Source organism: Streptomyces sp. NBC_01241 (assembly GCF_041435435.1).
Lineage (GTDB): Bacteria > Actinomycetota > Actinomycetes > Streptomycetales > Streptomycetaceae > Streptomyces.
The window spans coordinates 8,535,807-8,559,460 of record NZ_CP108494.1 but is presented as its reverse complement, the minus strand read 5'-3'; the positions used below and the strand labels follow the sequence as shown (position 1 = coordinate 8,559,460).

The 23,654-nt window shown below is 68.9% G+C and carries 20 protein-coding genes and 5 pseudogenes; 9 read left to right on the top strand and 16 right to left on the bottom strand.

Features of this window, described 5'->3' with window-relative positions; all coding sequences use genetic code 11:
• Positions 1-81 precede the first annotated feature (81 nt).
• Positions 82-1,092, bottom strand: coding sequence for an IS4 family transposase (locus tag OG306_RS38815; RefSeq protein WP_266904337.1), 1,011 nt, complete (start codon positions 1,090-1,092; stop codon positions 82-84).
• Positions 1,093-1,158: 66 nt separating this feature from the next.
• The gene (locus OG306_RS41030; RefSeq protein ID WP_432762254.1) at positions 1,159-1,635 is read right to left on the bottom strand and encodes a methyltransferase family protein; all 477 of its coding nucleotides are present in this window, start codon (positions 1,633-1,635) and stop codon (positions 1,159-1,161) included.
• A gap of 295 nt (positions 1,636-1,930) precedes the next feature.
• On the opposite strand from OG306_RS41030, the gene OG306_RS38810 reads away from it, so the two are divergent.
• Positions 1,931-2,845 carry a hypothetical protein gene (locus OG306_RS38810; protein ID WP_266904339.1) on the top strand — a complete coding sequence of 305 codons (915 nt, stop codon included), beginning with the start codon at positions 1,931-1,933 and terminating at the stop codon, positions 2,843-2,845.
• Positions 2,846-2,967: 122 nt separating this feature from the next.
• Positions 2,968-3,279 carry a hypothetical protein gene (locus OG306_RS38805; protein ID WP_266751249.1) on the top strand — a complete coding sequence of 104 codons (312 nt, stop codon included), beginning with the start codon at positions 2,968-2,970 and terminating at the stop codon, positions 3,277-3,279.
• Positions 3,280-3,531: 252 nt separating this feature from the next.
• Here the strand turns inward: OG306_RS38805 and OG306_RS38800 are convergent, their stop codons facing one another.
• Positions 3,532-4,206, bottom strand: a complete 675-nt coding sequence (locus OG306_RS38800; RefSeq protein WP_266904341.1) for an HAD family hydrolase — start codon at positions 4,204-4,206, stop codon at positions 3,532-3,534.
• 396 nt (positions 4,207-4,602) lie between these two features.
• Between OG306_RS38800 and OG306_RS38795 the strand changes: the two are divergent.
• Positions 4,603-5,097, top strand: a pseudogene (locus OG306_RS38795) (FAD-dependent oxidoreductase); the annotation flags it as partial.
• A 164-nt stretch (positions 5,098-5,261) separates the two neighbouring features.
• On the opposite strand, the gene OG306_RS38790 reads toward OG306_RS38795, so the two are convergent.
• Complete coding sequence (locus OG306_RS38790) at positions 5,262-5,765, bottom strand: hypothetical protein (RefSeq protein WP_266751245.1); 504 nt, start codon at positions 5,763-5,765, stop codon at positions 5,262-5,264.
• A 2-nt stretch (positions 5,766-5,767) separates the two neighbouring features.
• Entirely contained in the window at positions 5,768-7,033 is a 1,266-nt protein-coding gene (locus OG306_RS38785) for a molybdopterin-dependent oxidoreductase (protein WP_327258334.1), read from the bottom strand.
• Between the two features lie 343 nt (positions 7,034-7,376).
• On the opposite strand from OG306_RS38785, the gene OG306_RS38780 reads away from it, so the two are divergent.
• On the top strand, positions 7,377-7,805 hold the full coding sequence (locus OG306_RS38780) for a hypothetical protein (RefSeq protein WP_266904345.1): 429 nt from the start codon (positions 7,377-7,379) through the stop codon (positions 7,803-7,805).
• Between the two features lie 63 nt (positions 7,806-7,868).
• Here OG306_RS38780 and OG306_RS38775 read toward each other — a convergent pair.
• From OG306_RS38775 to tap, 7 genes and pseudogenes are all read right to left on the bottom strand, one after another.
• Positions 7,869-8,597 (bottom strand): annotated as a pseudogene (locus tag OG306_RS38775) (flavodoxin family protein).
• 212 nt (positions 8,598-8,809) lie between these two features.
• Positions 8,810-9,502 carry a response regulator gene (locus OG306_RS38770; RefSeq protein ID WP_266904347.1) on the bottom strand — a complete coding sequence of 231 codons (693 nt, stop codon included), beginning with the start codon at positions 9,500-9,502 and terminating at the stop codon, positions 8,810-8,812.
• Positions 9,503-9,506: 4 nt separating this feature from the next.
• Positions 9,507-10,736 (bottom strand): sensor histidine kinase, encoded by a 1,230-nt coding sequence (locus OG306_RS38765; RefSeq protein WP_266751242.1) that lies wholly within the window; start codon positions 10,734-10,736, stop codon positions 9,507-9,509.
• Between the two features lie 28 nt (positions 10,737-10,764).
• The gene (locus OG306_RS38760) at positions 10,765-11,643 is read right to left on the bottom strand and encodes a CPBP family intramembrane glutamic endopeptidase (RefSeq protein ID WP_266751240.1); all 879 of its coding nucleotides are present in this window, start codon (positions 11,641-11,643) and stop codon (positions 10,765-10,767) included.
• Between the two features lie 922 nt (positions 11,644-12,565).
• Positions 12,566-13,133, bottom strand: a pseudogene (tpg, locus tag OG306_RS38755) (telomere-protecting terminal protein Tpg).
• A 5-nt stretch (positions 13,134-13,138) separates the two neighbouring features.
• Entirely contained in the window at positions 13,139-13,261 is a 123-nt protein-coding gene (locus OG306_RS38750) for a hypothetical protein (protein WP_266751239.1), read from the bottom strand.
• A 22-nt stretch (positions 13,262-13,283) separates the two neighbouring features.
• Positions 13,284-14,648, bottom strand: a pseudogene (gene tap / locus OG306_RS38745) (telomere-associated protein Tap); the annotation flags it as partial.
• Here tap and OG306_RS38740 point away from each other — a divergent pair.
• Positions 14,629-14,964, top strand: a complete 336-nt coding sequence (locus tag OG306_RS38740) for a helix-turn-helix domain-containing protein (RefSeq protein WP_266904349.1) — start codon at positions 14,629-14,631, stop codon at positions 14,962-14,964. The pseudogene tap and the gene OG306_RS38740 sit on opposite strands and share 20 nt — an antisense overlap.
• Before the next feature lie 12 nt (positions 14,965-14,976).
• Entirely contained in the window at positions 14,977-16,602 is a 1,626-nt protein-coding gene (locus OG306_RS38735; protein WP_266751236.1) for a tyrosine-type recombinase/integrase, read from the top strand.
• A 7-nt stretch (positions 16,603-16,609) separates the two neighbouring features.
• On the opposite strand, the gene OG306_RS38730 is transcribed toward OG306_RS38735, so the two are convergent.
• From OG306_RS38730 to OG306_RS38715, 4 genes are all read right to left on the bottom strand, one after another.
• Positions 16,610-16,990 (bottom strand): hypothetical protein, encoded by a 381-nt coding sequence (locus tag OG306_RS38730; protein WP_266904353.1) that lies wholly within the window; start codon positions 16,988-16,990, stop codon positions 16,610-16,612.
• A gap of 117 nt (positions 16,991-17,107) precedes the next feature.
• Positions 17,108-18,127 (bottom strand): MASE1 domain-containing protein, encoded by a 1,020-nt coding sequence (locus tag OG306_RS38725; RefSeq protein WP_266751233.1) that lies wholly within the window; start codon positions 18,125-18,127, stop codon positions 17,108-17,110.
• 215 nt (positions 18,128-18,342) lie between these two features.
• Positions 18,343-19,674, bottom strand: coding sequence for a PP2C family protein-serine/threonine phosphatase (locus OG306_RS38720; RefSeq protein WP_266904355.1), 1,332 nt, complete (start codon positions 19,672-19,674; stop codon positions 18,343-18,345).
• A 296-nt stretch (positions 19,675-19,970) separates the two neighbouring features.
• Complete coding sequence (locus OG306_RS38715; protein WP_266751230.1) at positions 19,971-20,099, bottom strand: hypothetical protein; 129 nt, start codon at positions 20,097-20,099, stop codon at positions 19,971-19,973.
• 412 nt (positions 20,100-20,511) lie between these two features.
• Between OG306_RS38715 and OG306_RS38710 the strand changes: the two genes are divergently transcribed.
• The 3 genes and pseudogenes from OG306_RS38710 to OG306_RS38700 all read left to right on the top strand — a co-directional run bounded on the left by OG306_RS38710 (position 20,512) and on the right by OG306_RS38700 (position 23,577).
• Complete coding sequence (locus tag OG306_RS38710) at positions 20,512-21,069, top strand: ATP-binding cassette domain-containing protein (protein WP_266752677.1); 558 nt, start codon at positions 20,512-20,514, stop codon at positions 21,067-21,069.
• Between the two features lie 44 nt (positions 21,070-21,113).
• Positions 21,114-21,983, top strand: a pseudogene (locus OG306_RS38705) (ABC transporter permease).
• Positions 21,913-23,577 carry a Tn3 family transposase gene (locus OG306_RS38700; protein WP_266904357.1) on the top strand — a complete coding sequence of 555 codons (1,665 nt, stop codon included), beginning with the start codon at positions 21,913-21,915 and terminating at the stop codon, positions 23,575-23,577. Before OG306_RS38705 ends, OG306_RS38700 begins: the two are co-directional and overlap by 71 nt.
• Positions 23,578-23,654: the final 77 nt, after the last annotated feature.

Here is a 23,654-nt window from a genome sequence, read left to right as displayed (position 1 = left end):
CAGAGCGCTGCTGACCGCAGCGGCTGGCGCACGCCAGGGGAAGCGCAGCTCCGGATCGGAATGCGGCAGCGGCCGAGTGGGTCAGGGAGTCGGTGTCTCGGGTGCCGTCAGGCAGCCTTTAATCGAGAAGTAGGTCGTCTCCGCCTGCCACCTCTCGTGGTAGAGCTTGATCAGCTCGCCTGCGGGGTAACGGTCCGCATCGAGCAGGCTGGTCAACAGGCGCCACTGCTCACGGTGAACGGTCCCATCGGCCAGGACCAGGGTGACGTGCGCCTCGACGATACGCACCGGGAGCAGGACGGGCAGGACGCCGTAGTCGAGTCGAGCCAGGTACGAGCCGTCGGCCAGGTGCCCGGTGGGGGTGGGCACCCGGTGGGCGGAGGACCGCACCAGGAACCGGGCGCCGCGCTCCTGGGCCTCGTGCAGGAACTCGTTCGCGTCGAAGGCGGCATCGGCCAGCAGCAGCGTCGAGTGGTCCAGCGCGTTCAGCAGTCTGCGGGCGTAGGACAGTTCGCCCTCGGACTCCGAACCGAACGCGGCGGCCAGTACGGCCCGGGTCCCGCACTTCACCAGGACCAGCAGCCGCAGCAGCGGATAACCGAACTCCAGCTTCTCCCCGCTCCGCTTGAGATACCGCCAGGTGAGTGCCTCCTCGTCGGGAACATGCAGGAAGGTGCCGTCGACGGCCACGGTGCGCAGTCCGCGATAGAACGCGCCGGGCTGATGGCGGTGGGCGACGGGGCTGGCCGGCGTCTCGAACAGGCGCCGCAGCGGCGAGGCCCCTATCCGTCGCCGTGCGCGGGAAGGTGAGAAAACGGCAGGCCGCACCAGGGGCAGCCCCTGAAGTCCGGCCACGAGCTTGCCCCACACCGCGCGGTAGGAGTCGTGCTCGAACAGGGCCAGCGCGAGGACGAAGTACGCCACCACCCGCGAGGGCAGCAGCCGCAGCCTGCGCTCACGTGCCCCGGTCTCCTCCAGCACCGCGTCCACCAGCGCGAAGTCCACGATCTGGGTCAACTCGCCCAGATGCCCGGGCGCGTACACGCCCCCGGCTACCTCGATCGTCCGGGTGATGACAGACCTCTCCTGCAACGGGACTCCTGCACTTGATCGACTTTCTTGGCCGATCGTTGATCTACAGGTGTCCCGTTGCTCCGTTCAACCCCCTTGACGTGCCGCTTCCCGCCCAAACGCAACGGCGTTGACTTGCAAGCCCGGCTCAGAGGCCCTGCCCCCGGATTCTGGTCGAACACCCTTCGACTCGTGGGCAGATGGGGCGGCGGCCCGACACAACCCACCGGCCCACGGCCTCGCCGGTGCGCACGCTGTGCAGCAGCCCGACGAACGACAGCTCGCCGCGGCCTCCGCCCTCGATGTCGAACCAGGCCCGGATTCCCGCCGGGTGGTGTCGCGCAGGGGCTGGCCCGGCGCCGTCGGGGTGTAGCGGCCGGAGGCGTCGTCGCGGTCCAGGACGCCCCGGACGGCAAGATTGCGCAACAGCCGTTCCAGCGCGTCGGCGTGTGCACCGACCGCATCGGCGAGTTCCCGCACGGTGTGCCGTCCGGCCACTATGTGGTCGGCGATCCTCAGCGTCGCCGCCACGCGTACGGCCACCGAGGTGTCCAGCCCCGCCATCGACCGCAGTGCGGCAGCCGTCCCGTCCCCGTCGCCCAACACGGCATGCCCTCCCTCGTGAGCGGGCACGGTCCAGCCCGTGGCCCGCGACAGTTCATCGTCGCGCAAGGGAGGCGGCGGCCCATCTTCTGGAGTGCGCTGCCGCGCCGTGGGTTGTTCTCGGGGGTGCCCCGGGGCCGTACCGGCCGCCTGGGTGGATTCGCGTGCGTCCTGTTCCCCACGGACGGCGTTGGGCATTGACTCGGTCCGGAAGGCGTCCGGTTCGAATCGAAGGGAAAGAGGGAAAGGACGTGTGATGACCTCTGCAGAGTCGAAGAACTCAGAACCGCCTGTGGCCGGTGGCTTCCGCGGGGAGGCCGTCTCCGCCGTCGGAGGCATGACCCCCTTCGACGACATCTACGACCAGCCGGACCCGCGGGCGTACTTCCGCGTGCTGGGTCCCTGGGAGTACCAGACCCCACACCATGCGCAGGGCGTCTTCCGGCGCATGCTCAGTGCGTGCGGAACCTCGGCGGACGCGGCAGGCCCGGCCACGGTGCTGGACATCTGTTGCTCGTTCGGCATCAACGCCGCCCTGCTCAACCACCACCTCACATGGGACGACCTGTACGCCCACTACACGTCCCCGCAGGCCACCGCTCTGACCACCGCCGAACTGATCGAGTGGGACAGTGCGTTCTACGCGGCTCATCGGCGCCCGGACGCGGTCCGCGTCATCGGGCTGGACGCCGCCCCTCATGCCGTCTCCTACGCTCGCTCCGTGGGCCTGCTGGACGAAGCGTTCGCCGAGAACCTGGAGATCGCGCCCGCCGGCCCGGCACTGCGTCGGGCCGTACGCCACACCCGCCTGATCACGATCACCGGCGGAGCCAGTTTTCTGTCACCGCGCACCTTCCGGCCCCTCATGGAAAGCATCCACGGCCCGGTGTGGGTCGCCTCGTTCGTGCTGCGCACCGTCTCCTACCAGCCCATCGCCGACTGTCTGAAGACGTACGGCCTCACCACCGGGAAGGCCGCCGAGCGCACCTTCCCGCAGCGCCGCTTCACCAGCACGCAAGAGCAGCTGTACGCGGTCGCCGCGGTCACCGCGGCCGGTGAGGACCCCCGCGGCAAGGAGAGCGAAGGCTACTTCCACACCACGTTGTACTTGTCGCGCCCCGCGACGAACGCGTCGCGAACTCCGGTATCCGCTTTCCTGCACCCGGCCTGACCCGGTCCGGGACGTGCCCGGTCCGGTCCCGCCCGACCCGATCCGCCCTGCCCTGCCCCGCCCGGCCTTGGACCGGGCCGGGCACAGCCTGGATCGGGCACGGCCCGGACCGGGTACGGCGCGTGCCCCGGACACGGGTCCGGGGCACACCGCATGCGCACACGCACAATCCGGGGCACGGCGTTTCCGCGCCGTGCCCCGGAGCACGAGGGGTTCAGACGCGTTCCAGATCACGCTCCGGCTCGTCCTCCGACGACGCCGGGGCCGGGGCCGACGCCGGACCGGCCTTCGACAGCGCGCCCGGCTGGCTGCACGCCTCGGCGCGTGCGCTCGCCGAGGCGCTGCCCAACAGCCGGCACCACGCGCTGCCCGATCAGGACATCGCCGTGCCGGCGGCCCTCGCGCCGGAGCTGAAGACCTTCTACGCCGGCTGAGGTCGCCTGACCCGACGTGCGCCGCACCCCTTCAATCCGTGCCTCGGCGGGTGAACTCGCCATCGAAGAAATCCCGGCCAACTCGTTTACTCCCGGTCCGATGGAAGCCGAACTGTTCTGCAAGAACAATCCAAACGGGCCCGCCCGGCGAAGCCCGCTGCCTCCCCGGAGGCCGGGTTCATCACCGGCAGGGCCCTGCACATCCGCGGTGGCGCGGCGCCGGCGTCGGCTGGAGTCCGCCGCTGCCGGCCGTCAGATGCCCGGAAAGGGGTCGGCCAAAGACGTGAGCACGTGGTCGGCCTCGGCGGCGCGCAGTTCCTCGACGGTGTAATGGCCGCTGGCAACTCCGACCGCGGTCGCCTGTGCCGTGTGCGCGGCCTGGATGTCACGAGGGGTGTCGCCGACCACGTAGACCTCGTCGCGAGTCACTTCGCGGCCGTGCAGGCGAGCGGCCTTGGCCATCGCCAGGCGGGTGATCTCTGCCCTGTCCGGGGAGTCCGAGCCATATGCACCGAATACGAAGTAGCGGCCGAGCTTACCCGGTTCCAATTTGATCCTGGCCGCGCCCTCCATCGCGCCGGACAGCAGCCCGAGGATGACCCCGGCGTCCGCGATCTGTCGCAGGGTTTCCTCGACGCCGTCCAGAACGCGATACGCCTGTGACACCCAGATGTCCTCCGACAAGTGCCACAAGTATGCGGCGTACAGGCGGGCCATCTCGTCGCAACTGGGTTCGCGGCCGAGCACGGCGCTGAACGTTTCCCGGCCGACCTGTGGATCCGTCTCCCCGGCCGAGGTGTGCTTTCCGATGTCGGCGGCTACGCCGTGCAACCGGTCGAATGCCCACGACCAACTACGTCTTCCCGAGTCTCCGGTGTGGACCAGGGTTTCATCGATATCGAACAGCACTGCTATCGGCCGAGCCATGACTCGTTCTCCTCCCGGTCGAACCCGGTCGCTCCAGCGCCCCGGGACGGGACAGCGATGGTGCCTGCGATCGCACCTTCTCACTTCCAGATTGCGCGATGGGCCGCGCCTCGTCTCTCGCAAGGCGCTGCGCCGAGCGGACGCAGCGGTGCACTCCACACTCGTGGCCAGTTGCGGCGGGCCTGTGTTGATGGTGCTGTGGGGAGTACGGGGGTACATACCCGCATGGTTGAACTTTGTTCGCTGGGATCCCTGCCTGAGATCCATTCATCCAGTTCATCCTCGACTACTCCGACGTGGGGAAGTGGAGCGAATACGGGCACCGCGGACCGAAGCTTTCATGCCGATGTGCTCGTGATCGGGTTCGGCAAGGGCGAGTAGACAGTGGCCGCAACGATGGGGCAGCTCGGCAAGCACGTGGTGCTGGTCGAGCGGTCGGAGAGGATGCACGCCGGCACCTGTCCGAACGTCGGCTGTGTGCCGACCAAGGCCCTTGTCCACCACTCCCGTAAACGCCGACTGGAGGACGTTCCGCAGGAGTGGTACGAGCGCTCTGTCGGCGAGGTGCAAGCGCTGACCAAGCTGTTCCGTGGCGGCAACTACGACGGGCTGAACAGCATGGACACCGTCACGGTGATCACCGGCACTGCTTCGTTCACCGACCCGCACACCGTGAGCGTGCAGACCGGCGACGGCCGCCTGACGGTCACCGCCGAGACGATCCTCATCAACACCGGATCGGAGCCGGTCGTCCTCGACATCCCCGACCTGCGGACCAGCCAGTACACCGTGACAAGTGCCGAACTGATCGACACGATCATCCTGCCGGAACGGCTGACGATCAACGGCGGCGGCTACCTCGGCCTGGAATTTGCCTCGATCTACGGCCAGTTCGGAACGGCGCAGGATCTCGCGCTCCAGCTGCCACCCCTGCTCGGGCGTTCTCCGCCCGCAGCCGGGCCAGCTCCTCGGCCGCGCTCACGCTGCCGTCGCGGCCCTCGGGCGCGGCCCGGGTCTCGTCCTTGCGCCGGGGGGCGGCTGGTTCTCCTTGGTCGTCACGGCTTGGCGTCGTGGCCGGGTGGGGGCCGTTCCTCGTCGGTGCCGGCGGCTCGCCGGATGCGGCCCAGTTCGACGGCGAAGGCCAGCGCGGACGCGCCGAACAGCACACCGGTGATCGCCAGCCATCGGCCGAGGTAGATGCCCTCGGGCAACCGGGAGGCGCCTTGGTACGGGATCGCCAGATCGAAGATGAGGGGGAACCACACGAGCAGCAGCACACCGGAAAGGAATGTGGGTACGCGCAGGTAGTTGATCCACGGCACCTGCGGTACGCGAGCAGGGCGGTGCCGCAGCACGGAGTGGGCCGTCAGGTCGGCGAGCGAGTACAGCGGCAGCAGGATCAGGTCGTGGAGGATCGCCGCGCCGACGAACCAGATCGCCACATAGAGCGGCCGGACAGCGAACAGGCGCACGAAGGCGTAGCCGGTGAGGGCGAAAGAGCAGATCAGGACGAGAAGGTGCAGGGGTCCGGCGCCGTACCAGCGGCTGAATCGTGCCATGGTCACGTCCTGAAGGTGAGCCGGTGCACCCACTTGGTGTTGTTCACACCCGGGTTGGCCGGGACGATGACGCGGGCCGGGTAGCCGTGGTCGAGGGAGAGGTCCGCCCCGTTGACACGCAGCGCGAGCAGGGCTCGGGGGTCGTGGATCTGGTTGCCCCGCAGTACCACCTTGGTGAACGGGCCGCGGGGCTGGATGGATTCGACCAGGACGCTTCCTGCGTCGGGCATGCCGGCCAGGGCGGCGAGGTTGGCCAGCCGGAGGCCGCTCCAGTGCTGGTCGTCGGTGGACCATCCCTCCACGCAGGCGATCGGCAGTGCGGCGGCGTGCTGGGGCATCGTCAGAAGCTGCTCGCGGGTGAAGACCCGTGCCGGTCCGTGGCCGTGGATCTCCAGCCGCCAGGTGGGGCCAACAACTGCGGGGGTGACGCCGACGGCCGCCGCCGTCTTGTTGATCTGGAAGCTGTTCGGGCCGCTGCCCGGGTCACGGTTGTGCGGTGCGAGGAGCGCGGTGCCGCGCAGTCGCCCGCCGATGCTCTGTCCGGCGGTCACGGCGAGCAGGAGCAGCGATCCCGCTCCCACCATGCCCACCGCGCCGCGGCGGGTCATCGTCGGCGAGGTGGGGGCGGCCGCCACCAGACCGTCGGAGTCGGGTGGTTCGGGCAGGGTGTGGGCTAGGTCGGTGCGCAGTTCGGCAGTCAGGCTGCGAGAGCGCAAGGCCCGTGTCATGCGGCCGAGTTTGAGGCATACGTGGACGACGAAGGCGGCGATGAACACCCAGGCGCCATAGAAGTGCAGACGATAGAACGAGCCAGGGAAGACGTAGTAGAGCTGGATGTTGAGGATGCCGGTGACGAATTCGAAGATGACCCCGCCGACCAGCATCAGCAGGGACAACCGCTCCAGCCCGTGGGCGACGGAGCGCACCGGCAGCCACTCGAACAGCTTCGGGATCACCGACCACAACTTGGCCAGCAGCACCGGCACCAGGACCACACCCAACGTCACGTGCACGCCCTGGAGCAGCCGGTACAGCCAGTACGGGTGTGTGGGCCAGCTGAACAGGTAAAAGCCCAGGACACCCTTGTCGGGGGTCATGTCGTTGAGAGGGCTCAGCCCGGGGTTGTAGGAGGCGTAGGAGAGCAGTCCGGTAACGAACAGCAGCGGGATGCCGATCAGCAGCAGCAACCCGAACACGGAGGTCAGCCAGGGCCCACGGATCGGACTGCGCCAGAACCCGGGACGGAACGGACCAGGGGGTGGGGGCATCTGTCCAATGCGCCCTGCGGCCGCCCGGGTACGAGCGGCGGCCACCGCCACAGCGGCGTCCACGCGCTCACGCCGGGCCCGTCTACGTTTCCCGTCCGATCTCCGAAGTCGCGACCCATCGGATGGAGCCGGCCCCGACGGCCGTCCGCCACTTGCCATTGGCCGTCTCCTCCAGTTCCCAAGCCGCTCTCTCACGATGAGACAGCTCCATGCCGAACGAACAGGACACCTGCAAGCTGACACAGATCAGGTCGGCTGTCCGGGCCTGAGGTGCATGCGGGTGTCTGTCCACAGCCGAACGGTCGAACCGCTGCCTCCAGTGATCCCGCAAGTCCCTGCAGCCGTGCCTCATGATGGAGGCGCGCGACGCCTCAGCGCACGGCACAGTGCCTCCGCCCAGCCCGGCCGCATCAGGCTGACCAGACAAGTTGGCTGGTTCGTCGTCATCGGCGTCGCCTCCGCAGCGGGTCAAACCCCGCTGTACTGGGAGCTGTGCCACTGGGCCCCTCCCCCGGCGGCCGATCTCGCCTCTCTTCTCGCCATCTCCGTCCTCAACACCGAAGCGAACCGGCGGCGGGCCTTCCGCGGCTCTCCGGTCCGCGCCGTCCAGGCCCATCTGGCGGCAGGCGTCCTGTCCGTTCCGGCCCACCTGGTCACCACCGGGGCGGTCCTGCTGTTCCGCCACTACCGGCCCACTGCGTCACCTGCGGCAGAGACCCTGGTGCTGGTATCCAGCTTCGCGCTGGTGACGTGTTGCGCTTCATCTTGCTGAGGCTGGTCGTCTTCGGACGCCATCGCCCATGAATCCCGACATCAAGGCAACCGAGTGAGGTCCCTAGCGGTGCTCGGGGTTCTCGTAGTCGCGGCGGCGGCCAGCGTCCCAGGCGGTACGCTGGTTGCCGTAGGCGGGAATGCCACCGAGATCCTTCAACGCCCGCGCCAGATGCAGCAGGTTCCAGGTCATGAACGCGGTGTTCCTGTTGGTGAAGTCGTTCTCGGGACCGCCCGAGCCGGGATCGAGGTACGAGGGGCCCGGACCTGCCTCGCCGATCCATCCGGCGTCCGCCTGGGGAGGGATGGTGTACCCCAGGTGCTGCAGGCTGTAGAGCACGTTCACGCGCAGTGTTTGACGCCGTCCTCGTTACCGGTGACCAGGCAGCCGCCGACGCGGCCGTAATACGCGTACTGGCCGGCTTCGTTAAGCAGGCTGGAGCAGGAGTAGAGGCGTTCGATCACCTTCTTCATCACGGAACTGTTGTCGCCCAGCCAGATGGGACCGGCCAGCACGAGGATGTCGGCCGCCAGGACCTGCTGGTAGAGGTCCGGCCAGGCGTCCGTCTCCCAGCCGTGCTCCCTCATGTCGGGCCACACACCGTCGTGGTCCACCGCCCGTACGACATCGACGTGCACTCCCTGCGGGTCCATGACGGCGATGCTGCGGTCAATCAGTCCCTGGGTGTTGCTCGTCTCCGGCGTGCGTTTGAGCGTGCAGTTGATCACCAAGGCACGCAGGTCGTCGTAACGGGGCCGGCGGTGCGTCAGTTGCGCGCGACGAAACAGTCATACGGTCCTCCCAGAGCCCTGCCTCCGCACCGTGCGAGGCGGCGCATCCACATCCGGCTCCAGCGTGCGGGCCGACCACGGCATCCGCCATCACAACACCTCCGAATGGCGCCGACGGCGCTCACGGTGCCTGGGCTCAGGCGCGGGACGAAGAATACGGCCTGATCACCTGGAAGATGGAACTCGAACGTTACGCGCGCGTGCGGCTCTGGTTCACGGCGTGCCGGACACGAGCCCGACCCGGTACGCGAGGACGACAGCCTGGACCCGGTCGCGCAGGCCGAGTTTGGCCAGGATCCGCGACACGTAGGTCTTGACCGTCTCGGGCGTGATGAACAGCTCCGCGGCGATCTCCGCGTTCGACAGCCCCTCGGCGATCTGCCGGAGCACCTCCAGTTCGCGAGGTGTCAGCGCGTGGACTACGTCCTCCCTGGCCGGCCGGGAGGTCTCGGCCGGGCGCAGGTGTTCGGCGAAGTGGCCGATGAGGTGGCGGGTGACTGCGGGCGCCAGTAGCGCCTCGCCCCGGGCGACCGTCCGGATGCCGTTCACCAGTTCCACCGGGGGTGCGTCCTTGAGGAGGAAGCCGCTGGCTCCGGCGCGCAGGGCATCGTAGACGTAGGCGTCGACGTTGAACGTGGTGACGACCAGCACCTTCGGCGGGGCCTCGGCGTCGGGACCGGCCAGTTGCCGGGTCGCCTGGATGCCGTCGAGCAGGGGCATCCGGATGTCCATCACGACCACGTCGGGGCGCAGCCGCCGCACGGCCTGGACCGCCGCGTGCCCGTTCTCGGCCTCGCCGACGACCTCCATGTCGGGCTGTGCGGAGAAGATGGTGACGTAGCCGGTGCGCACCAGTGCCTGGTCGTCGCAGACGAGCACACGAATCGGTTGCGGCGCATCGCTCACGGGGTCACTCCTGAACGGGCTTGGACGGAATCATGGCGCGGACCTCGAACCCGCCGTCGGGCCGAGGTCCGGCCTCCAGTTCACCATCGACCGTCCGCACCCGTGCGCGCAGCCCGGCCAGCCCTCGTCCGCCCGCCGGGCCCGGCTTCCGCGTGCCCGGTGCGGCCTCCGGGGAGGGGACGGGTCCGTCCGTGGTCACCTCGATCTCGATGCGCTGCTCGGCGTGCCGGACCAGGACCCTTGTCGGCTGCCCGGCCGCGTACTTCATCGCGTTGGTGAGTGCCTCCTGCACCACGCGGTACGCGGCCAGCTCCACGTCCACGGACTGCGGGCGCCGCTTGCCCCGCTCGCTGAACTCGACCGGCTGGCCCGACCAGCGGGCCTGTTCGACGAGGTCTCCCACGCGTCCCAGGGTGGGTGCCCGGTCCGCGCGCGCCGCATCGGCGGCCGCGGACTCGCCGGTCGCCTCCAGGACGCCGAGCAGATACCGCAGCTCCGTCAGCGCCCGGCGGCCGGTGTCGCTGACAGCCGACAGTCCCTCGCCGGCCCGGTCCGGCGCGGACGTGAGCAGGAACTGCGCCGCGTCGGCCTGTACCACCATGGCCGTGACGTGGTGGGTGACCACATCGTGCAGCTCGCGGGCGATCCGGGCCCGCTCGGCGGCCGTGGCCACTGCGGCGGCCAGCCACCGCCGCTCCGCCTCTTTCGCCCGTCGCATGCGCACGGTACCCCCCACCAGCCAGACCGCGGCCAGAGCCAGATAGAACGCGAGAAAGTCCGGGATCCCCTGCGGTGAGCCGAGGTGGTGCAGAACGACGGTCAGGACGACGTAGCCCGCACTCGCCCCGGCCGCCAGGCCATGGCGGAAGCGGACCTGATGGGCCCCGGCCGAGTACAGGGCCAGATACAGCCCCACGCTCCCGAACGTCGTCGCGAAGCCCAGCGTCTGGTGCACGGCGAACGCGGCGGCGACCACGGCCAGACAGGCTGCGGGCCACCGGCGGCGAGCCGCGAGTGGCATGGTCTGGGCGAGGATCAGCCCGATGCTCAGCGCATTCGCCGGCCGCTCGGGCAGGTCGCCGATCTGCGCCCCGATGTTGGACAGGGTCGGCACGAAGGCCAGCACGGTGAGCACCAGGGCGAGGACGCCGTCCTTGAGGAAGGCATCCCGCTCCTCCCACCAGTCGAGCGGTGCCCTAAGCCGCGGAGAGCTCCAGGGCGCCTGACGGAACATCACTTCCGTTCCCTCCAGTCGGTCTGTCTCAGTGCCGGGCGCGCCGCCGGGGCAGCAGACCGCCGCTCCGGCGGGCAAGGACGAACATCGGGACCGTGATCAGCACACCGATCAGGATGGGCACGATCGACGTCTCCAGACCGAAGGTGCCACCCGTGAGCAGGGCGGAGCCGTGCGCCTCGACGGTGAACAGGCCCTTGGGAGCGTGTCCGGAGACCGGGATGCCGAGCAGCTGCTCGGCGGTGTTCCAGGCGAAATGCAGACCCGCGACGAACCAGATGCTACGCCGCCACAAGAACGCCGCACCGAGCATGACGCCCGCCTCCAGAGCGATCGCCAGCGCGCTCCACACACTGGCTCCCGCACCGCCCAGGTGGGCGACACCGAAGAACAGCCCGGTGATCACGATGGCGGCGCGGCTGCCCCACCGCTGTTCCAGAGCCTGGAGAACGAGGCCGCGGAACATCAGCTCCTCGGTGACCGCGGTGCCGATCTGCACCATCACCGCGGACCACACGACCGACACGAAGCCGCCCCCCGCCCAGGAGAACGAGTAGCCCCCGAACGCACTGATCAGGAGGGCGGAGACGAGGATGAACCCGAGACCGATCGCGCTGCCTAGCAGCGCCTCCCGGCCGGCCCCCTGCCGGGCGATCTCCGGCGTGGAGCGTCCTGCGAGACGCCGCATGACCACCCAGTACACGGCCACCGCGGCGGCCGCGCCCAGCACCGGCACCGGACCGGGGCCCGTCGCGGTCAGACCCGAGACCAGGCCGACGCCGACCATGCCCGTCAACATCCAGCCGAGCGGAGAGCGCACGATCCGGCCGAAACGGCCGCCCCGCCTGCCGCCGTCCTTGTCCAGACCGGAGTCCGTGTCGTCCTGTGCGGTGGTCGTCGTGCCCATGGTGGCCTCCCCTGTGGTGGTCGCACCGGCGGCGACCTGACGACCACGCTAGGAATCCGCCGACGTCCGCGAATCACCTGCGGATGGACAGCTCCTGTAGCTCTCACGGGGGATGCACCGCGCCCATCTGCCCATTCAGCCCTCTCCGCCGCGAGACGCGACCGAGGCAGGAACAGGATCAGGCGCCGTGCGAGGGCCAGGCACCATGGCCACCGCGGCAGCGAGATCGAGGTGGGAGGTCCTGCGCGCGAAGCATGGCCGGTGTCACCGGCTCCGACGCTCTGGCAGTCGCTGGCCCGGACAGTAGCCGGCCCGCCGCGGCTCGAGCGGTCCAGTCGGCGGCGGTTGCCAAGCAAAACGCACAGTGGAACCGGTCTTGTCCGGGGGGTGTCGGGGCAAACATGTATGCCCTTCTGTTTCTCGCCCTGACCTTCGCGCCAATCCTGGCGCCCTGCATGGTCCTGGGCACTGCCGTCGCGCTCGCCGTACGGGTTCGCAGGCGGCAACCGGTCCTGGTCAGGCACCTGCCCAGCGTCACCACCTGCGCTCTGATAGCGGTCCTAGCCGGCGCGGCGGCGTACGGCGCGTACTCGTGGGGTGTGATGTCGGGGTTCTACATTCTGGACCCGGATCAGATGTGCGCGTCGAAGGGTGTCGCGGGCGATCATGTGGTGACGCGGTGGACATTGCCGGTCAGCGCTCGGTGCGTCACGCCAGGCAGTGCGCCGACGTCTCTCCCTGCGGTGAAGCACTCGCTCACGCTCCTTGCCCACGCATACACGAGACCCGCATCTCGGGGGAACCTCAAAGCGCTCGGCCATACCCGGCGCGCCCTATTCAGAGCCCCTGGTGTCAACACGCCTGCCTTGGTGACAACTATCGAGCTTCGGCTCATCGCGGTCGATTGCAGGGAATTCCGTGGTCATGCATTTCCCCAATCCAGGTCCAAATAGTCGATGTCGTTAATGGCGACGTCTGAGATTCCCATGGCGCGGCCTCCGCCGTCCTGGAAATACACGTCTTTTGAATCCTTCGGCGATGATGTCGCGCATCTGCTGGTCGCTGGCACCCGTGTCGCGGGCGTCGAACAGGCGATGCGCGTACGCCGCGGGGAGGCAGACGGTGAGGCGGCGGAAGCGGCCGTCGTCGGTCGTGCCGACCGGCGCGGTGTAGCCGAACCGGGCCCTCGTCTCCACCGTGATCCCGCCGGTGGCGGCGGCCTGCTTCCGTCGGCGCTTGCGGACCTGCGGCTGCCAGCGGGACCGGACGGCGCCGTCGATCTTCGCAGCGATGTCCTTCGACGGGTGCTTGCGCTCGCACTTGCGGTATCGCTCCACCGACCGCTGGCTGACCCCGAGCTCCTGGGCGACGGCCTTGGTCGTCTTGAGCTGCTTCATCAGGAAGTTGATGCGGCCCTGGAGGGTCTTGGGCGGCTCCCGGGTGAACGCCTCCCGGTCGGCCCGCTCGATGGCGTCCTCGATCTCTCCCACGGTGTTCAGCTCCTTTCGGGGGTGGGGTTCTGGCCGTCGGGGTCGACGAGCCGGAACCATGTCTCGCGCGTCTCGCACAGGTCATGCCGCCACAGCTCGAACCGCGGCGAGGTGCGGTAGGTACGCATGGAGAACTGCAGGGCCCACGGCTTACTCGCCCTCGTCGAAGACGGCGTCGTGGCCGTCGCCCTTGATGTGGCGGGCAGGGTTGTACCCCTTCTCCATCAGGTCGACCGCCCACGCCATCTCCTGGACGCCCTCCAGCTTCGCCAGGCCCGGGGTCGGCCCGAGGCGGAATCCGCCCGGCTGCGGCTTGCCGGAGGCTGCGTACGGCAGGAAGTCCAGCGGACTCGCGCCCGGCGAGGGATAGACGACGCAGTCGGACAGCACGGAGAGCGGGTACAGGCCGGTCATCTTCGCCATGTTGAGCAGCTTGCGGTGCATGTTGACCCGCGCCTTGCTGATCACGGCGGCCCGGATGTCCGGGCGCCAGGTCGGCCGCCGCATGGCCGGCCACGGGTCACCGTCCTTGTAGTCCTTGCCCTGCGGGCTCTCGAAGAGCTTGCCGATCCCGCCCTTCACCGTGCCCTTGATCGCGGCCAGCACGGCGGCAAGGGCCGGGTCGACCTGCTTGTGCTGTTCCATCGCCGCGAGGAACTCGGTGCCGGTGAGGTCCTTGGTGACACCGAGGTCGGCGAGGGTGTCGACGTAGGCGTTCTTGAGCCGGTCGTGCCACGGGTCCAGGTACGCGCCGGTCTCCCGGCGCAGGTACGCCTCGATCGGATGGACGTTGTAGCCGAGCTCCTGGGCGTAGGCGACGGTGTGCGCCTGGTACCAGGCCGGGCCGGTAGGGCGGGTGCCGTCCGGGGTGAACGGGCTGGGCAGGCGCGGGTCCAGCTCCACATGGGAGAGGTCGACCAGCCAGGAGCCGGGGATCTTCGGGTTGAACGTCGGGGCGTCGAAGTGGTCGGGCGCGGAGAGCCCCACTGTCAGCCTCGCCGCAGCGGCGAGGAACGCCGTGTTCAGGTCCAGGCCGACCGCGTACGGCAGCAGGCACTCCTCATCGGACAGCAGCGACACGTCACGCACCCACTGGAACGCCCTCCTCGTGCAGGAAACCCCCTTCCAGCCCTGCGCGACAGGGTGCTCAGGCCGGGCCTCCGGCGGCGCCGGGTCCATCTGCCCCGTACCCAGCGACCCCGGATTGTGGCCGGAGACCCAGTTGCCGGTCTCCTCATCACGCACCGGGCGGGTGGGCGGGCGCAGCGCGGTCATCAGTTCCAGGCCCGAGACTGCCGTGCTGCCGCGCGGAGTGGTGACCCGCTGGGCATAGATGCCGAGGACGCGGGCGATGTCGGCCGGCTCCATGTCGCTGACGCCGGGCCAGGACCGCTCATCAAGGGCGTCCCAGGGCAGGATCGCGAGCTGCACACACTGCCGCTGGCTTCCGGTGGCCTTGCGGTAGATCCGGGCCCACGGGCCGAACCCTCGCTTCGTGAGCTGCCACTTCGCCTTGGTGAAGATCCCATGGCGGCTGCGGATGGCCGCTGCCCAGCGCGAGGTGTGGACCGGCACCGAACTGCGGCGGCTGCTGGCCGAGAAGGCCGGCCTGGAGCTGTCCTCAGCCTCGGTCTCCGCCCTGTTCACCAAGGAACCCTCGCAGGTGAAGATGACCACGCTCGCCGCGTTGTGCACCGCGTTGGAGTGCACCCCCAACGACCTGATCGAGGTCGACACCACCTCCGTCGAGCGACCGGTCACACCCCCTCGCTCCGTCGCTGACCTCCCGCAGGCCGCCTCGGCCCGGGGCCGGTCAATGCCGCCTCTGTGACGGCGGGCCGCGATGGGCAAGAAGCAACAGGACTGCGTCACCTGCGGCGGACCGGTCGGATATCTCGACCGCCAGCACTGCTGCCTTTGCTGGCGCCGTATGAAGGAGGAAGCCGCCAAGGCCCCTTGCCCCTCCTGCGGTCTCGACCGCGTGCTGCAGGACAACACCGGCCGGTGCATCACCTGTTCGCGCGTCTGCAAGGAATGCGGTCACCCGGTCCGGTCACCGAACAACCAACTGTGCCGGGACTGCCGGCGCAAGGCCGGCCAGCGGACCTGCCCGCGCTGCGGAAAGCTGGGCTATCTGCGCGAGAAGACCGGCTGGTGCGGTCACTGTTCACGGCCCCGGCCGGAGAAGCACCCGCCGAGGATCTGCCGCGAATGCGGGCAGTTGCGGCGCCATTCCGGGCTGGGGCTGTGCTCGGCCTGCTGGCAAAAGCACCCCGGCCGTCCCTTCATCCGCGGCGAACGCCTTCGGGAACGGCTCGCCGACCCGCCGAGCTGGCTCGCCGATTTCGTCGCCCAGGTCGCTGCTGGCCACTGCGTCGCCAGGGCCTGCGGCTTCGTCACCGACCTGGGGCGGCTCCTGGAGGACGAGCACTCCAACTCGCCACGGGCCCTGCTGGAGCGGTCCCGCAGGCCCGGACAGTCGATGGGCTCTTTCGCCCGCGCCCTCGAGGACTTCTTCACCCTCCGCGGCCTGGCCCTGCCCACCGGCCAGGCCGAACGACTCGCAGCGGGCCGACGTAACCGCCGGGTCGAGGCCGAGCCCGAACCCCTGCGACCGGCCGTTGCGGCATTCGACGTCTTCCGGATGCGAGCCCAGGACCGGGCCCGCCGAGCCGGCACCCGCCCCCGCAGCAACCACACGCTGGAAACCGCCCTGGCCACCATGCGGGACCTGGCCATCTTCCTGATCGACGAGCGACACAAGCCCGACTGGTCCCTCGTCGATGTGCACGACATCGAAGCCTTCCTTGCCATCCTGCCCAAGGGGCGCAAGCGGCGGCTGACCGTGCTGCGGCAGTTCTCCCGCTTCGCGCGGGCCCAGAAGCTGGTGCTGGTCGACCCGACCCGCGGCCTGGTCGCGAAGGAGGCGAACGGCTTCCGAGGCCAGACCCTCACTCTCGACCAGCAGCGTCAGCTGTTCCGGCGCTGGACGACAGAAGAGCACGTCCACCCCCACGAGGCGCTGGTAGGCATGCTCGCCCTGCTGCACGGCGCCTCCAGCTCGGAGGCCCGGTTGCTCCAGATCACCGAAGTGGACCACCTCGGCCAGAGCATCCGACTCGGAAAGCGACCCCATCCCGTCCCCCTGGACCCCGCCTCCTGGACGGTGCTGCAGCGGTGCCTGGACCATCGGCATGCCTGGCCGACCGAGAACCCGCACGTCATGGTCACCAAAGGAACAAAGGCCGGGCGAAGCTCTGCCTCAACTGCCTATCTCTCCCACGTTCTTGACGACTGCGGATTCCCGCCCAGGATGATCCGCAGTACCCGTCTACTCGACTTGGTGAACACCATGGACCCCAAACTTGTAGCCGCCGCCTTCGGCATGGACCCGCAGACCACCTTGATCTATCTGTCCGATCGCGTCGACGAGACCCGCTTGTCGCGCTGGGAGACGGACAGAAACTGAACCCTGGTCAGAGTTCGTAGGGGTAGAGACTGACCTGTTCGCGCTCGATGAAGAGCTCGACCCACGTATTGGCGACAACTTCGGGCAGTGGATCAGCAAGGTCCAGCAGGATGTTCGTGCCGTCCAGGTCCAGAATGGCGGCACCGCCCTCCGTGAGGCTCAGCCGTCCCCGCAGGACTACACAGTGCCCGCCGGTCCGGAGCCCAGGACCGATGCCAACGGCTGGCTTGGCGTTCTGCCCCCAGACGATGTCCTCGTCGATCGTCCACTCGACGTGGTACGTGCCTGGCTCCGCGGCCCGATCCCCGCACCATCGCGGTAGAACGCCTCCGCGGCGGCCTGTCCGGACGGCAGCATGCCGATGTCGTCGACGACGATGAGGTCGCACCGGGTGATCTTCGCGACGGCCTTGGAGACCGTGTTGTCCACCGTCGCCCGCCCGAGGTGGGCGGTCAGCGATTCCAGGGTGAACCAGGCGACCTCCTGTGCCGGTGCTGTCGATTGGTCACGACGGTCGGGCCGGTCCGCCGTTCTCCTCCTGGTCGCCCTGACCGTCGTCGGGGAGCGCCGGTGGGACGCCGGTGTCCGGTGTGATCCTGGCCGCCATCTCGGCGAGCCGCCTGCAGGCCTCCTCGATCTTCTCCTGGGTCTGGTTGCGCTCGGTGATGGCTGCGGCGAGCAGCAGCGCGGTCAGTGCGGCGGTGCCGTTGAACGTCTGGAGAGCGATCATGTTGGTGATCAGGGTGTGACCAGCGAAGGGCCCTGTTCTGCGGGTGGCGGCGAGGATGGCGAAGGTGGATACGACCAGCGCGCAGGGTGCGGCGCCAGCCCGTTGGAAGCGGAAGGCCGCCCAGGTCAGCACTGGGAAGGCATGGAAGAGGAACGGTGCCGGGGAGGTCTCGAGGAGGCCAATGCCGATGGTGGCCGCTACGAGCAGCGATCCCTCCGCCCATCGGCGTGGGGGCGCGTCTTTCGGCCAGCGTGCCGAGCGGAGGGCAAGCAGTACTGGTGCGACGACCAGGACGCCCATGGCGTCGCCGGTCCACCAGACCCACCAGGTCGGCCAGAACCCGATAGCGGGCAGCGCATGAGCGAGGTGCAGGGTGCCCACTCCCACGGTTGCGCTGATGAGCATTCCGGTGAATGCGCCGAGGAAGATCAGTGCGAGCGCGTCTCGCAGGCGGTTCATCTGGGTGCGGAACCCGGCGCGGCGAAGGAGCGCGTAGGAGCACAGGGGAGCGAGTGTGTCGCCCGCGGTGATCGCGAGCAGGGCGGGGATCGATGGCTCGAGTGAGATGTCGGTCAGGAACGCGCCGAGTGCGATGCCGGGCCAGACCCGTGGGCCGAGGAGGAGCAGACCGGCTAGGGCGATGCCGCTCGCGGGCCACAGCGGTGTGACCTGGCCGGCCACGAGCTGCTGGTGCAGCCCCAGCTTGCCCAAGGCGTAATACAGCACGGCGACGGCGCAGATCTCCATCGCCGCCAGGCCACCGCGCCGGAGTCGGTCACGGCGGATGACCGTCATGGGGAGGTCTTTCTTTCGGCCTCGTCGCGTACTCCGTCGTCCGCCGATCACGCCGGATTCACCATGCCGCTCATCTGTATGACCCTTCACAATGTGCTCTGTGTGATTTCGCCCTGTGCCTGTTCCGGCCGGCATCCCATGCCAAATCCGTCGTCGTACTCATCAGGTGACTTCTTCGGGGAGGATCACACCTGGTTCATGACACTCCCGGTGGTTCAGTGCGGGATGCGCAGGGCGAGGATGGCCATGTCGTCGTGTCCGTCGCCGGGGTGGTGATCGGCCAGGGCCTGAACGAGGTCCGGCAGGGGCAGGGCCGCGTAGGCGGTTGCGAGTTCCGCCAGTGCGTTCAGGCCCTCGTCGAGGGAGTACGCGGGGTGTTCGACGAGCCCGTCGGTGAAGAAGACCACGGTGGCATCGGAGGGAAGGGGGTGGGTGTGGTCGGGGCGGTGCTGCTCGCTGTCGACGTTCAGGGGCAGTCCGGGTTCGGCGAACAGGTATTGCGCTTGCCGGTCGGGGGTGATCAGCAGAGGGGGGACGTGGCCCGCGCTGCTCCAGTGCAGTCTCCAGGCCCCTCCAGCGGGTTCGATGCGGGCCAGGCTGACGGTGGTGATGGGGTTGTCGGTGATGGCCTGCAGGGTGTGATCGAGGTGGGCGAGGACCGCGCTGGGCGGAGTGCGCAGGTCGAACAGCAAGGAGCGCAGCATGTTGCGGGTGGAGGCCATGGCGGCCGCGGCACGTAGGTCGTGGCCGAGCACGTCGCCGATGACGATGGCCGCCGCGCCGTCGGGTAGCAGGATGGCGTCGTACCAGTCCCCGCCCAGTGGGCTGGGCTCGGCGGCGGGCCGGTAGATGGCGGCGGCGTCGAAGGGGCGCAGGTCGGGCAGGGTCGGTAGCAAAAGCCGCTGGAACTGCTCGGATCCTGCGCGGACTTGTTCGAACAGGCGTACGTTGTCGATCGCGATGCCTGCGGCGCTGGCCAGTGCGACGAGGATGCCTTCGTCGTGGACGTCGAAGGGTTGGCCGTCGCGTCGCTCGGACAGGTAGAGGTCGCCGTAGATCTCTCCGCGGACGCTGATGGCGACGCCGAGCAGAGTGTGCATGGGCGGGTGGCCGGGCGGGAACCCGGCCGAGGCCGGGTGGCAGCAGATGTCGTCGACCCGCAGCGGTTCGGGGTGATGGATCAGGTGCCCGAGCACGCCCAGGCCGCGAGGGAATTCCACCCCGGACAGGGCCGCGTGTTCCTCCTCGGTCATGCCGGCGACGATGAACTGCGCCAGGTGATCGCCGGACTCGTCAAGTACCCCCAGGGCCCCGTAACGGGCGCCGACCAGGTCCATGGCGGTGGTCACGATGCGGTGCAGCACCGCGGGCAGCTCCACCTCCCGGGTGATGGCCACCACCGCGTCCAGCAGGCCCTGAATCCGGTGCTTGGCGGCGCTCAGGGCGCGCAACTGCTCGTCGATCCGGCCCAGCTCGGCGTCCAGCCGCCGCAGCAGGTCAGAACCGTGCGGCTGCTCCGGTCCTTCCTCCCTGCTGCCTCCCGCCATCACGCTCCTCCGGTGGACCGGTACTCGTTCGCCACCGCGTTCCGGCCCACCCGGCATCGCCGGGCCACGGCCCGTACCCAGACCATGGGATCCGCCCCGCGGTCACGACGGTTCCGCTCACACACTCCTGCGAGCGGTACACCCCGGCCTCCTGACACGACCGTGATCAGACAAGACCACACAGCGTGACACGGCCAAAACCCCAGCCCGCTCATTACTCCAAAAGCGGCATGCCACAGCCACGCGCCCGGGTGGCTCTTCTTCCCGCTGCCGGAGAAGCTTCAGACCTTGCCGCCTCAATGGCTCCGGTTCAACCCGCCGGAAACACCGGCGAAGATGTGGCGATCGCCCGGATGAGGGCGCACGTGAATCTGGTGCACACCGCGCGTCCGGGCCGCCTGCTGTGCCTTCTCCTCGTCAGTCATGTGATCAGCGCAGCGGTACCGGCCTGTGGACAGAGGCTGACGGCTGGTGGTGTTCGTCGGGGACCTCGTACTTGTGACCACGCAGTCTTGTTGGCAAGCGTCGACGTCGTGCTGTCCAGGTCAGCGAGTTGTGACGCCATGTAGTTGGCAAGCGCAACGCAGGTTAGTTGGCGAGCCGTCTTCACGATTAGTGACTTTTCCGCGAGAAGTAGTCCGTCACAGGAGGACACGGAGGTGCTGGTTGCGGAGCACGGTGCGGTTCAGCCGTCATTCCACGCGTGACCTCGAGGTGAGCTGGGCGCGGTCTGCGACCAGACGTCCACGCTGGTGACCCGGGGCTCGTGTCTGTTCCACCTCGTGATCGTTAGGCCGTTCGGGCACGGTCGTGTCAAGTCAACAGGAAGAGGCGGGCGTGGAGGTCAAAGGCGTTCATCACGCCTACCGTCGGCGTGTAGTCCTGCGGGGTGTTGACCTGCGACTTCGCTCTGGGACGCTGTGCGGGATCGTTGGGGAGAACGGCGGCGGCAAGTCCACGCTGCTGAAGATTCTGTCTGGTGAACTGCGGCCCACGCGCGGCACGGTCCGTCACAGCGGCCGGTTCGGCTACTGCCCGCAACACGTGATCCTCAACGACGCGCTGACCGTCCGGCAGCACCTGACGTTCTTCCAGACGGCGTACCGCCTGGCCGATGTGCGCTATGCCGAGGAGATCATGGACGTGCTGGGCTTCACCGGATACGCCGATGAGCGGGCCGGGGTGCTCAGCGGCGGCACGCGGCAGAAGCTGAACGTGACGCTGGCACTCATGCACGATCCGCAGGTCCTGCTGCTCGACGAGCCGTATCAGGGCTTCGACTGGGACACCTACCAGCGGTTCTGGGACCTGGCCGCGCGGCTGCGGGACGCGGGACGCTCGGTCCTGGTCGTCTCCCCCCTCGCGTACGACACCGAGCGCCTAGACGAGCTGTGACGCCTGGACGCCGGGATGCTACGCCAGGACGAGGCGGTCGCCACATGAGGTTTCACCTGACCCGCTTCGCTGTCGCCACCCGGTTCACGCTCATCGAAGCACGGGCGCAACCGGTTCGCCATGATCCTTGTGATCCTGTTCGTCCCGGTGTGGACGACCCTTGCGTACCTGGCGATGCCCGACACCCAAGCCCGGATGCGCCTTCGCGCCACTGGGGAGGCACTGGCCGCGTACGGCAACGAACTGACCGCAATCAGCGGCGCGCTCAACGCCGTCACCCTGATCACCGGATTCATGATGTTCGCCGCCACGTTCTCCGGCAGCGGCTTCGACCGCCGGCTGGCCATGGCCGGATACCCCGCGCCCACCTGGTCCTATCCAAGGTCACCGCTCAGGCTCTGGTCTCGGCTGCGGTCGCCGCCTACGCCACCGCCATCATCTGCCTGACCTGGACACCCCGCCAGCCCCTCCTGCTCGCCGCTGCCCTGTTCAGCGCCGGACTCACCTACGGCGCCCTCGGTGTCGGCTTCGGCTCCCTGCTGCGCCGGGAAGTCGAGGGGATGTTCGCCATCGTGATGACCAGCATCATCGACCTCGCGCTGCAGAACCCCATCATGAGTTCCGGGGCCGACAACCCGGTCATGCGCTACCTGCCCTCCTATGGGGCCATGCAGGCCAGCACGGCGGCCGGCTTCTCCACCAGCCCGGTCCCCGGGCATCTGGCCATCCAGCTCACCTGGTTCGCCGGCGCCGCCCTGGTCGCCCTGCTGGGCTTCCGTCGCAGCACCCGCAACTGCCTGCCGCCGTCCGCCCCCACCTCGCCGCCCCGGCCAGGAAGCAGCAATGCCGGCCTTCCCCCACCGCGCCGAACTGCCACGCCGTCGGTCGCGGCGTCCGACACGGAAGCGCACTGAGGTACGGGTCCCCCGACATGCGCGCCACCACACAGCCCACCACGGCAGACCTCGACGGGACCCTGCCCGCACAGCGAGGGCGACCTACCCGTTCTGCCGGCTGGTCGGCAAGCCGGCGTCGGCCAGGGCCGCGCTGGAGGGGTGCAGGAAGGAGCTGGAGACGGCGATGGGGGATCTGGAGAAGGTCCTGGGCAACCGCAAGGCCGGGACGGGCGAGGTTCGGCTGTCGGAGAAGGGAGAGCTGATCATCCCGCCCTTGTCTGCCGAGGATGTGCCCGCCGAGGCTGCCGCGCTCCGTGACGGATTGTCCGAGCTGCTGCCGCTGGCGCCGATCGCCTCGCTGCTGGTGGAGCTGGACCGCCGTACCGGGTTCCTGGACTGCATCACCCATGCCGGCGGGAAGCAGTCGCGCAGCCCGGAGCTCAAGCGGAACCTGCTGGCGGTGCTCATCGCCAACGCCACGAATCTGGGGCTGGTGCGGATGGCGGAGGCGTGCGGGATCTCCTACGACATCCTGGCCTGGACCCAGGAGTGGTACATCCGCGAGGAGACCCTCGCGGCGGCGAACGCCGCGCTCGTCAACTACCACCACCGCCTGCCGATGAGCCAGGCGTTCGGCGGCGGCACGCTGTCCTCCTCTGACGGGCAGCGGTTCCCGGTTCAGGGTAAATCGACGACCGCGCGGGTGATGAAGAAGTACTTCGCCGGGCAGGGCCTGTCCACCTACACCCACGTCTCGGACCAGCACTCGACGTTCGGCACGAAGGTCATCGTGGTCACCCGGCGCGAGGTCCAGTACGTACTGGACGAGATCATGGGCAACAAGACCGACCTGCCGATCACCGAGCACGCCACCGACACGCACGGCGTGACCCTGGTCAACTTCGCGCTGTTCGACCTGGTGGGGATGCAGCTCTCGCCGCGCATCCGGGACCTGGGGAAGATCACCCTGTACCGGATGGGCCCGCAGCGCGACGTCGCCGCGCTCTGGCCGGCCGCCGGACCGCTGCTGACCAAGAAGATCAACATGGGGCTGATCGAAGAGCACTGGGATGATCTGCTGCGTCTGGCGGCCTCGATCAAGTTCGGGCACGCCACCGCCTCCCTGATCGTCGGCAAGCTCTCCGCTTCCTCCCGGCAGAACAGCCTGGCCGCCGCCCTCAAGGAATACGGGGCACTGCGGCGCACCGTCTACGCCGCCCGCTACCTGGCGGCCGAGACCTACCGCCGCAAGATCGCCCGGCAACTCAACAAGGGCGAGTCCCTGCACTCCCTGCGCCGGGACCTGCACTACGCCCACCAGGGCAAGATCCGCGAGCGGTTCCTCGCCGGCCAGACCGAGCAGGCGTGGTGCCTGACGTTGCTGACCAACTCGGTCGTGACCTGGACGAGCGAGTACTACGGCCTTGCCGTCGCGCAAATGCGCGCCGAGGGCCGGGCGGTGGACAACGAGCTGCTCGCGCACATCTCCCCGGCGCACAGCGAGAACGTCAACTACCACGGCACGATCAACGTCGAGGTCGACACCGAACTCGCCAAGCTCGACCCGGCCGGCTACCGGCCGCTGCGGGCCCGGCGTCGGGAACGGCCGTAGCGTCACGATGACGTGCAGCCCGGCGGCCGTGGTTTGCGTGGCGGTGGGTGGCCGGGTCAGGCCCGTGAACTGGCGCT